The 13,535-nt window shown below is 66.5% G+C and carries 10 protein-coding genes and 1 pseudogene; 7 read left to right on the top strand and 4 right to left on the bottom strand.

Going from position 1 to position 13,535, the window contains the following annotated elements:
- Window positions 1–46 precede the first annotated feature (46 nt).
- The 6 genes from bamA (at window position 47) to lpxB (ending at window position 7,179) form a co-directional block, all read left to right on the top strand.
- Window positions 47–2,545, top strand: a complete 2,499-nt coding sequence (gene bamA, locus AC1DVA_RS03720) for an outer membrane protein assembly factor BamA (protein ID WP_442864982.1) — start codon at window positions 47–49, stop codon at window positions 2,543–2,545.
- A 36-nt stretch (window positions 2,546–2,581) separates the two neighbouring features.
- On the top strand, window positions 2,582–3,643 hold the full coding sequence (lpxD, locus tag AC1DVA_RS03715) for a UDP-3-O-(3-hydroxymyristoyl)glucosamine N-acyltransferase (RefSeq protein ID WP_476805015.1): 1,062 nt from the start codon (window positions 2,582–2,584) through the stop codon (window positions 3,641–3,643).
- 207 nt (window positions 3,644–3,850) lie between these two features.
- Window positions 3,851–4,309, top strand: a complete 459-nt coding sequence (fabZ, locus tag AC1DVA_RS03710; RefSeq protein ID WP_476805014.1) for a 3-hydroxyacyl-ACP dehydratase FabZ — start codon at window positions 3,851–3,853, stop codon at window positions 4,307–4,309.
- A 34-nt stretch (window positions 4,310–4,343) separates the two neighbouring features.
- Window positions 4,344–5,153, top strand: a complete 810-nt coding sequence (gene lpxA / locus AC1DVA_RS03705; protein ID WP_265053547.1) for an acyl-ACP--UDP-N-acetylglucosamine O-acyltransferase — start codon at window positions 4,344–4,346, stop codon at window positions 5,151–5,153.
- Between the two features lie 14 nt (window positions 5,154–5,167).
- Complete coding sequence (locus AC1DVA_RS03700) at window positions 5,168–6,001, top strand: LpxI family protein (RefSeq protein ID WP_476805013.1); 834 nt, start codon at window positions 5,168–5,170, stop codon at window positions 5,999–6,001.
- A complete protein-coding gene (gene lpxB, locus AC1DVA_RS03695; protein ID WP_476805012.1) occupies window positions 6,001–7,179 on the top strand; it encodes a lipid-A-disaccharide synthase in 1,179 nt (392 codons plus the stop codon). The genes AC1DVA_RS03700 and lpxB overlap by 1 nt, the downstream gene beginning before the upstream one ends.
- 15 nt (window positions 7,180–7,194) lie before the next feature.
- Here lpxB and AC1DVA_RS03690 read toward each other — a convergent pair whose 3' ends face one another.
- The 4 genes from AC1DVA_RS03690 to AC1DVA_RS03675 all read right to left on the bottom strand — a co-directional run bounded on the left by AC1DVA_RS03690 (window position 7,195) and on the right by AC1DVA_RS03675 (window position 11,860).
- The gene (locus AC1DVA_RS03690) at window positions 7,195–8,184 is read right to left on the bottom strand and encodes a Bug family tripartite tricarboxylate transporter substrate binding protein (protein WP_476805011.1); all 990 of its coding nucleotides are present in this window, start codon (window positions 8,182–8,184) and stop codon (window positions 7,195–7,197) included.
- Between the two features lie 139 nt (window positions 8,185–8,323).
- Window positions 8,324–9,613, bottom strand: a complete 1,290-nt coding sequence (gene gltA, locus AC1DVA_RS03685) for a citrate synthase (protein WP_265053543.1) — start codon at window positions 9,611–9,613, stop codon at window positions 8,324–8,326.
- A 371-nt stretch (window positions 9,614–9,984) separates the two neighbouring features.
- Window positions 9,985–11,403, bottom strand: a complete 1,419-nt coding sequence (gene gltX / locus AC1DVA_RS03680) for a glutamate--tRNA ligase (protein ID WP_476805010.1) — start codon at window positions 11,401–11,403, stop codon at window positions 9,985–9,987.
- A gap of 169 nt (window positions 11,404–11,572) precedes the next feature.
- Window positions 11,573–11,860 (bottom strand): hypothetical protein, encoded by a 288-nt coding sequence (locus tag AC1DVA_RS03675; RefSeq protein ID WP_476805009.1) that lies wholly within the window; start codon window positions 11,858–11,860, stop codon window positions 11,573–11,575.
- Between AC1DVA_RS03675 and AC1DVA_RS03670 the strand changes: the two are divergent.
- Window positions 11,750–13,174: pseudogene (locus AC1DVA_RS03670) on the top strand (ComEC/Rec2 family competence protein); the annotation flags it as partial. The gene AC1DVA_RS03675 and the pseudogene AC1DVA_RS03670 sit on opposite strands and share 111 nt — an antisense overlap.
- Window positions 13,175–13,535 lie beyond the last annotated feature (361 nt).

Here is a 13,535-nt window from a genome sequence, read left to right as displayed (position 1 = left end):
GGTCCCCGTTTGGGGTGGTGACCAGAGATATGGAATAGGCGACCCGATGACGTCGACCCTAAAGAGCCGGACGACCAAGCTGCGGCTCTCTCGATCGATCGGACTTTCGGCTTTGATGCTGGCCGTGAGTGGTGGCGTGGCGTTCGCGCAGGCTGTGGTGGTCCACGGCAATCGGCGCGTGGATGCGGAGACGATCCGCTCCTACACCGTCGGGCGGGAGAACCCCCAGGAGATTCGCGAGAGCCTTCTAGCGACCGGCCTGTTCAGCAATGTCCAGGTCAGCCGCCGCGGTTCGCAGACCGTCGTGACGGTTCAGGAACAGAACGGCACGGTCAACCGCGTTGCCTTCGAAGGCAACCGTCGTCTGAAGAGCGACCAGCTCTCGCCGCTGGTCCAGTCGCGCGCCGGCGGCCCGCTCAGCCAGTCGCTGATCGATTCCGACGTGGAGCGTCTGCGCGAGGCTTATCGCCGGGCCGGTTATGGTCTGTCGTCGGTGAGCGGGCGCATCGCGCCGCTGCCGAATGGCCGCCAGGATATCGTCTTCACGATCAACGAGAGCGGCAAGACCGGCATCAAGTCGATCAATTTCAGCGGCAACCAGGCCTATTCGTCGAGCCGGCTGCGTGGCCTGATGAGCTCGACCGAATCGAATTTCCTGAGCTGGATCAAGACCTCCGACGTTTATGATCCCGAGCGGATCAGCTCCGATCTCGACCTGGTCCGGCGCTTCTATCTGAAGAACGGCTATGCCGACTTCCAGGTTGCCGGCAATTCGGCCCGCTTCGACGAGGCTGCCGGCGGCTGGGTCGTCGATATCCAGGTCGAGGAAGGCCCGCAGTACAAGGTCGGCAATGTCGGCGTCGACTCCGCTCTGCGCGATATCGATTCCGCTGCACTCCAGCGCTATGTCGCGACGTCCGCTGGCGATACCTACAACGCCGAGGCGGTCGAGAAGTCGCTGGTCGCGCTGACGACCGAGGTCGCCCGTCGCGGTCATGCCTTCGCTCAGGTCCGCCCGCGCGGTGACCGCGATGCTTCCGGCCAGACGATCGGCATCACCTACGTCGTGGACGAGGGGCCGCGGGTCTATGTCGAGCGCATCAACGTGCGCGGCAACACCCGTACCCGCGACTATGTGGTTCGCCGCGAACTCGATATGGGCGAGGGCGACGCCTACAACAAGGTGATGATCGACCGCGCCGAGCGCCGTCTCAACAACCTCGGCTTCTTCAACAAGGTCCGCATCACCAACGAGCCCGGCTCGGCCCCGGATCGTGTCGTGGTCAACATCGATGTCGAGGACAAGGCGACCGGCTCTTTCTCCATCGCCGGCGGCTATTCGACCTCGGACGGCGCCATCGGCGAAGTCTCGCTGTCGGAGTCGAACTTCCTCGGCCGCGGCCAGTTCGTTCGAATCGCGGGCACGCTCGGCCAGCGCGCGCAGGGCATCGATTTCTCGTTCACGGAGCCCTATTTCCTGGGCTACCGCGTGGCGGCCGGTATCGACCTGTTCTCGAAGTTCAACGACAACTACAACACCGGCCGTTTCGAGAGCCGCGTGACCGGTGGTCAGGTGCGCTTCACCTTCCCGATCACGGAAGAGTTCTCGATCACGCCGCGCTACTCGATCTACACGACCGAGATCGAGATTCCGAACACGACCGACCGGCCTTACAACGACTGTAGCTTCCCGATCCCCGGCATCACGCCGACCGGCGGCGCCAACACGATCTATAACTGCGTGACCAACGGCGAAGCGACGGTGGCGGTCAAGGAAGCGCAGGGCACGACCCTGACCTCGCTGGTCGGCCTGAACTTCAACTACAACTCGCTCGACAGCGTGCAGAGCCCGCGCAACGGCTTCATCGCCGAGCTGAAGCCGGAATTCGCAGGCGTGGGTGGCGATTCCAAGTTCCTGCGCATCGCGGCGGATGCTCGCTACTACCGCGAGATCTTCGACGATGTCGTCGGCTTCCTGCGTGTCCAGGGCGGTCACGTCCAGGCGACCAGCGGAAACCTGCGCATGGTCGATCACTACTTCCTCGGACCGACGCTGGTCCGCGGCTTCGCGCCTTCCGGAATCGGCCCGCGCGACGTGCTGAACGATCCGACCGCGAACGCCGTGGGTGGCACGAGCTACTTCGGCGGCTCGGTCGAGGTGCAGTTCCCGATCTGGGGCCTGCCCCGCGATCTGGGTCTGCGTGGAGCGCTCTTCGCCGACGCCGGCACGCTGTTCAACTACGACGGCGGCAGCTCTTCCGCTTTTGCGGGCTGCCCGGCGGGCTCGGAGGCGCGGCAGTTCAATGTTGTGACCGGCGGTGCCCAGACCAACATCGCCTGCGTGCGCGACAAGAACATCCTGCGCTCCTCGGTTGGCGTGAGCTTGCTCTGGCAGTCGCCGCTGGGTCCGATCCGCTTCGACTATGCCTATGCCCTGACCAAGGACGATGGTCAGTGGGGTCTCAACCCCGCCACGGGCATCGCTGGCAAGTACGGCGGCGACCGCCTCCAGGCGTTCCGCTTCTCGGGCGGCACCCGCTTCTGACGAGGCGGGGTCTCGTACCCCGCTCCGGACCTGATCATGGCAGAGCCCATCTTCTTTCCGCTTGCGACCTCGCTCGACTTCAGCGAGGTCGCAAGCATTTCCGGCGCTTCGCTTCCCGCGGGTGTCGATGTTGCGCGTCGGGTCGAAGGGGCTGCAGCCCTCGAAACGGCCGGCCCGTCCGATCTCGCCTATATGGACAACCCCAAATACGCAGAGGCGCTGGCGGCGACGAAGGCGGGGCTGTGTCTGGTTTCGTCGCGCTTCGCCGATCGCGTCCCTGCCGGCACGGTCGCGTTGATATGCCCCGCGCCGTATCACGCCTTCGCCAAGATATTGGCGCGGTTCTTCCCTGCGGCGTTGCGGCCCGAATCCGTTTTTGCCTCGCAGGGCGTGGCTCCGGGCGCCTTCGTCCACGCCACCGCCGTGCTTGAGCCCGGCGTGACGGTCGATCCGGGTGCCGTCATCGGCCCCGGTGCCGAGATCGGGGCAGGAACCGTCGTTGCCTCTCATGCGGTGATCGGCCCGCAGGTCCGGATCGGTCGCAATTGCTCGATCGGTGCGGGCAGCACGATCCAGTCCGCACTGATCGGCAACCGCGTGATCATCCATCCCGGCGCCCGCATCGGGCAGGATGGCTTCGGCTTCGCCATGAGCCCGAAAGGGCACATGAAGGTGCCGCAGATCGGCAGGGTCATCATCCAGGACGATGTCGAGATCGGCGCCAACACCACCATCGATCGCGGCGCCAGCCGCGATACGGTGATCGGCGAAGGCACGAAGATCGATAACCTCGTCCAGATCGGGCATAATTGCGTGATCGGCCGCCATTGCGTGATCTGCGCCCAGACGGGCCTCGCCGGCTCGTCGACATTGGAGGACTTCGTCGTCCTCGGCGGCCAGGTCGGCCTCGCCGGCCATATGACGGTCGGCGCGGGTGCCCAGATCGCCGCGCAGAGCGGCGTAGCCGGGGATGTCCCGCGCGGCTCCCGCTATGGCGGCTCTCCGGCACAGCCGGCTTTGGCGTGGGCGCGCGAAATCGCCCTGCTCAAGCTTCTGGTCGCCAAGCGTGGCCGGAAACCCGACACACCTCAGGACTGACTAGCTCCCGACCGGATTTGGGCGGGAGGCCTGCGCTCCTTCTCGTGAAGAAGCAGAGAGATTTATGTTGCCGAAGCCCCCCTGTTTCCGGCAAACGGGGCGGAAGGCTTTGGAATTGTTGCCGATTGCGGAAGCGGTTTTCGCAATCGTCCTGTTCAAGAGAATGCGAAGCGTCGCCCCGGGACGGCGCGCGGGAGAAGACAGACAATGAGCGAGGCGACGACGGCACTGGGTGTGATCGACATCCAGAAGATCATGGCCAGCATTCCCCACCGCTATCCCTTTCTGCTAGTCGACCGGGTCGTCGAGATCGATGGGGACCAGTCCGGCGTTGGCATCAAAAACGTCACCGTCAACGAGCCGCAGTTCACCGGCCACTTCCCGGAGCGGCCCGTCTTCCCGGGCGTGCTCATGATCGAGGCCATGGCGCAGACAGCCGGCGTGCTGGTCGTCAACGCACGCGCTGCGGGGGAGCAGGAGGTCAAGACGGTCCTGTTCACGACGATCGACAAGGCCAAGTTCCGTAAGCCTGTCATCCCCGGCGACACGCTGCGCTTCCACATGACCAAGCTGGCCCGCAAGCGCAATATCTGGTTCTACCGCGGCGAGGCGCGGGTGGACGGCGTGCTCGTGGCCGAGGCCGAGATTTCGGCCATGGTCGTTTGAGGCAGCGGCGTTGCGAGATCAGGATCAGCTCCCGATGAGCCCTTCCATTCATCCCATGTCGGTTGTCGACCCCAAGGCGCAACTCGGCGCGGGGGTCCGGATCGGACCATTCTGCACCGTTGGTCCCGATGTCGTACTTGGTGAGGGCGTCGAGCTCCTCAGCCACGTGGTCGTCGCCGGCCGCACCACGGTCGGAGCGCGCACGCGGATCTATCCCTTCGCCTCGATTGGGCATCCGCCTCAGGACGTGAAATATCGTGGCGAGCCGTCGACGCTGACGATCGGCGAGGAATGCCAGATCCGCGAGGGGGTCACCATGAACCCCGGCACCGAGGGCGGGGGCATGGTCACGAGCGTCGGCGATCGCTGCTTCTTCCTGGCCAACTCGCATGTCGGCCATGACAGCCGTCTCGGCAGCAGCGTCATTTTCTCGAACAACGTGATGTGCGCCGGTCATGTCACGATCGGCAATTTCGTCATCGTCGGTGGCGGCGCTGGCCTGCAGCAATTCATCCGTATCGGCGATCATGCCTTCATCGGCGGCGGAGCCGGGGTGTTGAGCGACGTCATTCCCTTCGGCACGATCCGTGACAATCCCGCCCATCTCGTCGGGCTGAATCTCATCGGCCTCAAGCGCCGCGGCTTCACGCGCGAGCAGATCCACGAGCTGCGCCGCGCCTACCGCCTGCTCTTCGCCGATGAAGGAACCTTGACCGAGCGTGTCGAGGACGTCGCGGCCGAGTTCGCCTCGCATCCGCTGGTCCACGAGATCCTGGATTTCATCAGGGAAGGCGGCGACAAGGCGCTGTGCATGCCGCATGACGTCTCCGCCGTGGAGAGGTGAGCTCCGGGAGAACCGTGCACGGCCCGCTCGTGATGATCGCGGGCGCAGGCCAGTATCCGGTCCGATTGGCCCAAATTCTCGCCGGGCATGGTGAGCGGCCCTTCATTGCGGCGCTGGAAGGCGCGGCCGACCCCGCGGCTTTCGGCGATGCCGATGTGCGGAGCTACCGTCTCGGCCAGCTCGGCAGCCTGCTGAGCGAGTTGCGCCGGCGCAGCATTGGCGACATCGTCATGCTGGGAAGCCTGCCGCGGCCCAGCTTCGGGGCGCTGCGGCCGGAAGCCTCGACCTTGAAGTATCTGCCTCACTTCGCGCGCGCGTTCCAGGGCGGCGACGACCATCTGCTGCGTGGCGTCGTCCGCTTCTTCGAGGAGCAAGGCTTCCGCGTCCACGGCCCGGCGGACATTGCGCCGGAGCTGACTGCGCCCCGGGGGCCGCTCGGCCGCAGGCAGGCGATGGCAGAGCAGCAGGCCATGCTCGGGCATGGCTTCTCGCTGCTGGCTGCGCTGTCGCCGTTCGATGTCGGCCAGACGGCGATCCTAGCCGACCATCGGGTCATCGCGATCGAGGCCGCCGAGGGTACGGACGCGATGATCAGGCGCGTCGCGGATCTCGTCGCGCGCGGGCGCCTCAAGATCGGCAAGGGCGACGGCGTGCTCGTGAAGGCTCCTAAAACGGGGCAGGATCTTCGCGTCGATATGCCAGCCATCGGGCCGGACACCTTGCGCAACATCGCCGAAGCCGGTTTGTCGGGCATCGGGCTGAGGGCGGGCGAGGTGCTGGTCGGTGACCGCGAAGCGCTTGGGCGACAGGCGGATCAGCTCGGGCTCTTCATCGAAGGCGTGGCCTGATGCGCCCCTTCAAGCTCGCCATCATAGCGGGCGAAGCCTCCGGCGATGCGCTCGCACTGCGCTTCCTTGCGGCCTTCCGCGAGCGATTGGGCGATCGCCCCATCGAATTGCGCGGCGTCGGCGATCACGGCCTTCCGCAAGCAGGGCTGGTGCCGTTCTTTCCGCAGGCCGATATCGCGGTGATGGGCTTCGGTCCGGTGATCGCACGCCTCCCACTTCTCCTGAGGCGGATGGAGGATGCCGCCCGCGGTATCGCCGATTTCCAGCCCGATCTGCTACTGACGATCGACAGCCCGGATTTCTGCCTGCGTGTGGCGAAGAAGGTTCGCGCGCGCTCGCCTCATATCCCGATCGTGCACTGGGTTTGCCCGAGTGTCTGGGCCTGGCGCTCCGGCCGGGCGCGCCGCATGGCGCCGCATGTCGACCGCATCCTGGCGCTGCTGCCGTTCGAGCCCGCCGCGCTGGCGCGGCTTCACGGTCCCGAGACGATCTATGTCGGCCATCCGCTGATGGAGCGCCTCGCCGAATTCAGGCCGAACCCAGCCGAGCAGGGCATGCGCGATGATTCTGCGCAGCCGCAGGTGCTGGTCCTGCCCGGCAGCCGGCGCTCCGAGATCCACCATCTGATGCCGGTTTTCGGTGAGGCGGTCGCACGGGTGGCCGCTGCTGTTCCCGGCGCGCGCTTCGTTCTGCCGGCCGTTGCCCGGCTGCAGCCGATGATAGCGGAGGCGGTGGCGCGCTGGCCGGTCGCACCGGAGATCATCAGCGGCGAGGCGGGGAAGCTCGCGGCTTTTCGGGGAGCCCGCGCAGCCCTGGCCGCTTCCGGCACCGTGACGCTCGAACTGGCGCTGTCCGGCGTGCCGACGGTTGCGGCCTATCGCGGGGCAGGCTGGGAGGCGGTGCTGGCCCGGCGGCTTATCAAGGTGCCGAGCGTGATCCTGCCCAACCTGATCGTCGGCCGGAGCGTCGTCCCCGAATTCATTCAGGATGACGCGACGGCGGACTCCTTGAGCCGAAAGCTGCTCATAGCGCTAGCTGAAGGCACTGAACGACAGGCGCAGCTCGATGGCTTCGCCGAAGTCGAGACAATCATGCGCTCGGCCGGGCCGAGCCCTGCCGCCAACGCCGTCGAAGCGGCGCTGGCCTTGGTTGCCTCGCAGGCTGACCGCGAGGCTTGAACTTATAAGGGCCGCCTACTCGACGACCGCGCCGGAGGCCTTGGCGATCGGCGCCCATTTGGCCAGCTCGACCTTGACGTGCTCGCCGAGTTGCTCCGGTGTCGAGCCGACGATGTCGGCACTGACGTCGTTGAGCCTCTTCTTCACGTTCTCGTCCTTGAGCGCCTGATTGGCGACCTGGTTGAGCTTGTCGACGATCGGCCGAGGCATGTTCGCCGGGCCGAACAGCGCGTTCCAGGTATAGGTCTCGTAGCCGGCGAGGCCGCCCTCGGCGATGGTCGGAAGATCGGGGAAGGACGAGACGCGCTCCTTGGTCGTGACGCCGATCGCCCGCAGCTGGCCGTTGCGGATGAAGCCGGCGGAGGAGGGCAGGTTGTCGAACATGATCGGCACCGCGCCGGAGACGACGTCGTTCAGCGCCGGCCCGGCGCCGCGATAGGGCACATGGTTCATCTGGACGCCGCCGAGCGATTTGAAGAGCTCCCCGGAGAGATGCAGCGGCGTGCCGACGCCGGACGAGGCATAGGAGTACTTGCCCGGATTGTCCTTCAGCACCTGCAGCACCTCCTTGACCGTCTTGGCCGGGAAGTCGGGGTGCACCACCATCACGTTGGGAACGATCGCGAGCAGCGAGATGGGGGTGAAGTCCTTCACGGCGTCGAAGGTCACCGTCTTCAGGATCGCGGGATTGAGGGCGTGCGTCGAGATCGTACCGAGCAGCAGCGTGTAGCCGTCCGGCGCCGCGCGCGCGACGGCGGTGGACCCGATGTTGCCGCCGGCACCGGCCCGGTTCTCGATCACGATATTCTGGCCGATGAGCTCGCCCATCTTCTGGCCGACGAGACGGGCGACGATATCGGTCGAGCCGCCAGCGGCGAAGGGCACGATGAGCGTGATCGGCCGGGTCGGAAACGCGGCCTGCGCCCGGGCCTGGGTGCCGGCGAGCCCGGCGGCTCCTGCCGCTATGAGGAAGGAGCGGCGGTCGAGAAAGCGGTTGTCGGTCATGAACGGGCCTCCGTTGGAAGCCCCGACTTTAGCTGCCCGCGCCGGCGGATCACCTGCGCGACTTTCATCAATCATCTGAAACAATAAGGGCGCGGTGGAGGCCACCGCGCCCTTGTCGTCATCGTTCGCGGCGCTGGGTTCAGCGGCGGCCGATCGGCGAATAGTCGCGCTGCGGCGAGCCGGTATAGAGCTGACGCGGACGGCCGATCTTCTGGGACGGGTCCTCGATCATCTCCTTCCACTGTGCGATCCAGCCGACGGTGCGGGCCACGGCGAAGAGCACGGTGAACATCGAGGTCGGGAAGCCCATCGCCTTCAGCGTGATGCCCGAATAGAAGTCGATGTTCGGGTAGAGCTTCTTCTCGATGAAATATTCGTCGCTGAGCGCGATGCGCTCCAGCTCGATCGCGACGTCGAGCAGCGGGTCGTCCTTGATGCCGAGCTCGTTCAGCACCTCATGCGTGGTCTTCTGCATGATCTTGGCGCGCGGATCGTAGTTCTTGTAGACCCGGTGGCCGAAGCCCATCAGGCGGAACGGATCGTTCTTGTCCTTCGCCTTGGCGATATACTTCGGGATGTTGTCGACCGAGCCGATCTCCTCGAGCATCTTGAGCGCCGCCTCGTTGGCGCCGCCATGAGCGGGCCCCCACAGGCAGGCCGTGCCGGCCGCGATGCAGGCGAAGGGGTTGGCACCCGACGAGCCCGCGAGACGCACCGTCGAGGTCGAGGCATTCTGCTCGTGGTCGGCGTGCAGGATGAAGATGCGGTCGAGTGCGCGCGACAGCACCGGATTGACCTTGTACTCCTCGGCAGGCACCGCGAAGCACATGCGCAGGAAGTTCGAGGTGTAGTCCAGCGAGTTCAGCGGATACACGAAGGGCTGGCCGACCGTGTACTTGTAGGCCATCGCGGCGAGCGTCGGCACCTTCGCGATCATCCGCATCGAGGCGATCATGCGTTGCTGCGGGTCCGAGATGTCGGTCGAGTCGTGATAGAAGGCCGACATTGCGCCGATCGAGCCGACCATGACGGCCATCGGATGCGCATCGCGGCGGAAGCCCTGGAAGAAGCGGGCCATCTGCTCGTGCACCATGGTGTGGCGCGTGATGCGATAGTCGAAATCCGCCTTCTGGGCGGCGGTCGGCAGCTCGCCGTAAAGCAGCAGATAGCAGGTCTCGAGGAAATCGCCGTGCTCGGCGAGCTGGTCGATCGGATAGCCGCGATAGAGCAGGATGCCGGCATCGCCGTCGATATATGTGATCTGCGACTCGCAGCTCGCCGTCGAGGTGAAGCCGGGGTCGTAGGTGAACATGCCCGTTTGGGCGTAGAGCTTGGCGATGTCGATGACGGAGGGACCGACCGATCCCGTCTTGATCGCCATGTCGACGGTCTTGTCGCCGACCTGGAGCTGGCTCGTGTTTCCGCTCATCGATACCGATCCTTTCAAGGCTCGCTGCTGTTCAGCCCCTGTTTCGCCTGCTGGCCGGAGCTTTCGCGCCGGGCTTCCCCCATCCGAAGGCCGCGATATGACGGGAACATGTCGTCGGAGGAGTTAGAAGGCGATCCATGTAGCTGATATACAAGCAATATTCGTGCCCCGCCACGGTGCTGCAGCGCAACGCACTTGCGCGTCACTAGACCATTTGCCCAGCGCATTCAACCGAGCCAAAAGGCGGTTCGAACCGCGCCTCGCTCATATCTCCGCGAGCAAGGCGCCGGTGCTCTTCCATCCCCTTGCAATCGTTGCAGCGGGAGCCGCAAGCACGGCGATCCATCGGCCCGGCTGTGCTCCTGAGCGGCTCACGCCTGGTCTGCGAGCCGCGCCAATGTCTCCTCGCGGCCGAGCACGGCCATCACGTCGAACAGCCCCGGAGACATCGCCCGTCCCGTCAGCGCGGCGCGCAGCGGCTGTGCCGCCTGGCCGAGCTTCAGGCCGTTCTCCTCGGCATAGGCCCTCACGGCAGCTTCGAGAGGCGCGGGCATCCAGTCGGCGACGGCAGCGAGTTTCTCGGCGATCTGCGAGAGACGCTGGCGCGCTGCGTCGTCGAGAAGCCCGGCGGCCTTCTCGTCGAGCTTCAGCGGGCGCGGGGCATAGAGATAGAACGCGCTGTCGAGCAGCTCCACCAGCGTCTTGGCGCGCTCCTTGAGCCCCGGCATGGCGGCAAGGAACTTCGCCTCGAGCTCGGGCGACAGCGTCGGCCCGACCCCGCGTGCCGGCCCGATCTCCGGCAAGATGACCTTGAGCGCATCGAGCAGCTCCTGGTCGCTCGACTGGCGCATGTAGAGCCCGTTGAGGTTCTCGAGCTTGGCGTAGTCGAAGCGCGCGGGCGAGCGGCCGATCGAGGAGAGATTGAAGGCATCGATCATCTCCTGCGTCGAGAAGACCTCCTGGTCGCCATGGCTCCAGCCCAGCCGCACGAGATAGTTGCGCAATGCTGCCGGCAGATAGCCCATAGAGCGATAGGCATCGATGCCGAGCGCACCGTGGCGCTTCGAGAGCTTGGCGCCGTCCGGCCCATGGATCAGCGGGATATGCGACATGCTCGGCACGTCCCAGCCAAGCGCATCGTAGATCTGGGTCTGGCGGGCGGCGTTGGTCAGATGGTCGTCGCCGCGGATGACGTGGGTCACGCCCATGTCGTGGTCGTCGACGACGACGGCGAGCATATAGGTCGGGTTGCCGTCCGAGCGCAGCAGCACGAGATCGTCGAGATTCTCGTTCTGCCAGACGACGCGGCCCTGCACCTCGTCATTGACCACCGTCTCGCCGGTCTGCGGCGCCTTCAGGCGGATCACCGGCTTGACGCCGGCCGGCGCCGTCGCCGGGTCGCGGTCGCGCCAGCGCCCGTCATAGCGCAGCGGCTTGCCCTCGGCGCGGGCCTTCTCGCGCATCTCGTCGAGCTCGGCCGGGGTGGCGTAGCAATGATAGGCCTTGCCGGCGGCGAGCATCTGCTCGGCGACCTCGCGATGGCGCGCCGCGCGCTGGAACTGGTAGACGGTCTGGCCGTCCCAATCGAGGCCGAGCCACTCCAGCCCGTCGAGGATCGCCGTGATGGCGGCGTCGGTCGAACGTTCCCGGTCCGTGTCCTCGATGCGCAGCAGCATCTTGCCGCCGTGCCGGCGGGCGTAGAGCCAGTTGAACAGCGCCGTGCGGCCCCCGCCGATATGCAGGAAACCGGTGGGCGAGGGCGCAAAGCGCGTGACGACGGCGTTGCTCATGGGAGGCGACTCCGGCCGGGCGGGGAAAACCGTCCGGGGTAAACGTGGGAAATGGCGCAGGTCATGACATGACAACCGGCGCGCGCCCTGTAACATGGCTTGGCCGGAAAGGTTAAGCGGTCAAATCGCAATGCCGATGGGGATGGGGCAGGCGATGCAGCCGGGGCCGTCAGGGCAGGGGGAACGGCGCGGCGCCCGCGTTGGCGCCGTGCCTCTGCGTTTGCGGCCATCCTGGCTGGCGCCGGTGCGCTTCGATGCCTGGTTGCAGGGCTGGCGGGCGCAGTTCGGCCGTGCCCTCGCGCTGGAGGCCGAGCGCCGCCGCCCGTTCCTGTGGCTGCCCGTGGCGATGGGCGCCGGCATCGTGTTTTATTTCGCGGCAGATCGTGAGCCGGCTTTGTGGGCGCCGTTGCTTGGCCTCGTCCTGAGCATCGGACTTGCCTTTGCCCTGCGCTTCCATTGCCTCCCATCGATGGCTTGCCTGGCTGCGGCCGCCGCTTTTGCCGGCTTTGGGGCGGGGGTCTGGCGTACTGCCGACATATCAGCACCGATGCTGGAGCGGCCGCGGATCGGCAAGCTGACAGGCTATGTCGAAACCGTGGAGGCAAGGGACAACGGCGCCCGCATCGTCGTGCTGGTGACCGATCTCGCGGGGGTGCCGGAGGGCGAGCGCCCGAAGCGGGTGCGCGTCAACATCCGCGCCGGCTCCGTCGCGCCCGGGGACCATATCGTCGCGACCGCCCGGCTGCTGCCTCCGCCGGGGCCGGCGCGGGCGGGCGGCTATGATTTCGGCCGCGACGCCTTCTTCAAGGGAATCGGAGCTGTCGGCAGCATATCCGGCAAGCTCGCTTTGGCGCCGCCGCCCTATCCGATGCCGACGCGTCTGGCGATCGATGTGGCGATCGACAAGGCCCGCAACGCCCTGACCCGGCGCATCGCCGAGGCCGGCGGCGGGCAGGGCGGCGCGGTGGCGGCCGCGCTCGTCACGGGCAAGCGCGGGCTGATCACCGAGGCGACCAACAACGACCTGCGCGCCGCCGGCATCTACCATATCGTCTCGATCTCGGGGCTCCACATGGTGCTCGCCGCCGGCACGATCTTCTGGCTGGTGCGAGCCTTGCTGGCGCTCTCGCAGACGATCGCATTGCGTTGGCCGGTCAAGAAGCTCGCCGCCGTGGCCGCCATGCTCGGTGCAACCGCCTACTGCATCTTCTCGGGCAGCGACGTCGCGACCGAACGCTCGCTGATCATGACGCTGGTGATGCTGGGCGCCATCCTGGTCGACCGCGCGGCGTTGAGCATGCGCAACCTCGCGCTCGCTGCGATGATCGTGCTGCTGCGCGAGCCCGAGGCCCTGCTCGGGCCGAGCTTCCAGATGTCCTTCGGCGCGGTCGCGGCACTGATCGCCTTCGCCGAACGTTGGGAGCGGCGGGACCGCGCCCGGCCTCCGCCAGTTCTGCCTTGGCCTGTCGGCCCGCTCTGGACCGCAGCGCTCGGCATCGTCGTCACCACCTTGCTCGCCACGGCGGCGACCGCACCCTTCGGCGCCTATCACTTCCAGACCTTCAATCCTTTCGGGCTGCTCGGCAATGCCATGGCGCTGCCCTTCGTCTCGCTCTTCGTCATGCCGGCGGCGGTCTTCGGCGTTTTGGCCTATCCCTTCGGGCTGGATTGGCCGGCCTGGGCGCTGATGGGGCTCGCCTCGGATGTCGTGCTGAAGGTGGCGCACTGGGTCGCGGCCATCGACCATTCAACGGTGATGATCGCGGCCTTCGGTCCCGCCGTGCTCGTCTGCTTCGTGCTGACATTGCTCTGGCTGACGCTCTGGACAACGGCCTGGCGCTGGCTGGCGGCCATCCCGCTCATGTTCGGCGTCGCCGTCGCCGGCAAGCCCGAGCGGCCGGAGATCCTGATCGAACGCGACGGCTCGGGTCTAGCGCTGCGCGGAGCCGATGGCCGGCTCGCCATCGCCGGAAAGCCCAGCCGCTTTGTCCTGCAACAATGGCTCTCGTCCGATGGTGACAGCCGCTCGCCGGACGATCCGACGCTGCGGGCCGGCATCGTTTGCGACAGCCTGGGCTGCATCGGCCGCACGGCCGATCAGCGCACCGTGTCTTACACGCGCGATCGGCTCG

The sequence above is a fragment of the Allobosea sp. P4_C6 genome (assembly GCF_056402015.1).
Note: the sequence above shows the minus strand (reverse complement) of the source record. Positions and strands in the feature narration are given on the sequence as shown.